The sequence below is a fragment of the Brucella tritici genome (assembly GCF_008932285.1).
Lineage (GTDB): Bacteria > Pseudomonadota > Alphaproteobacteria > Rhizobiales > Rhizobiaceae > Brucella > Brucella tritici.
Genome location: NZ_WBVY01000027.1, coordinates 1 through 749, shown reverse-complemented (window position 1 = coordinate 749; position 749 = coordinate 1). Strand labels below are relative to the sequence as shown.

The following is a 749-nucleotide window of genomic DNA, read 5'->3' as shown; positions in this document are numbered from 1 at the left end:
CGCAGGAATTTGCCACGCAGTGGCTATGGACCTACAACAACGAACGTCCCAATATGGGCATCGGCGGCGTAACGCCCGCACAGAAACTGAAAATGGCCGCGTGAATTCTACTGACGAGCCCCGTTAATAACGGGGGGATTACCCCGTGATCCCGCGATGGGGATCGTTCAGGGCTTCAAGCGCAAGCACCAGTCTGGATGCGGCGCGGACAGCCGACCGGCCATCGGCGGGCCGAACCCCGGCATGGGCGGAGCGACCACGCACGACGATATCGCACATGCCCACACCTTTGCGCGCGGTGACGATCTTGCCGCCGTCGCGGGCCGGTTCCACCACCAGAACATTGTCGGCGGTGCGTGCGAATTCCTCGATAACGGGGCGCGAACTTTTCGATCCGACCTCCTCGTCGGACACGATCAGCAGATCGACAGCGATATCGCGACAATCACGAACCACACGTTTCATCGCTTCGAAGGCCATCAAAACGCCGGACTTCATATCATAGATACCAGGGCCGTAAAGCTTGTCGCCCTCCTGGCGCAGCGGAAGCTGTTCAGCAAGTGTGCCCGTTGCGTGAACCGTGTCGATATGCGCCAGAATCAGGGTCCTGCCACGGATTTCACGGTTATGTCGCAAAATTTTTACTGTTTCTGCGTCCTGTCATGATCACAGCGTGTCATTGCGGGAGGTAAAGAGGAATGACGATCACTTTCAAAGGGTCTCATTTTCCCAAAAGTGTCATCCTTTTT

General features: G+C 57.0%; 1 protein-coding gene. It reads right to left on the bottom strand.

Annotated elements, in window-relative coordinates:
- Positions 1-138 precede the first annotated feature (138 nt).
- Positions 139-636, bottom strand: a complete 498-nt coding sequence (locus F9K94_RS24245; RefSeq protein WP_231771631.1) for a M20/M25/M40 family metallo-hydrolase — start codon at positions 634-636, stop codon at positions 139-141.
- Positions 637-749 lie beyond the last annotated feature (113 nt).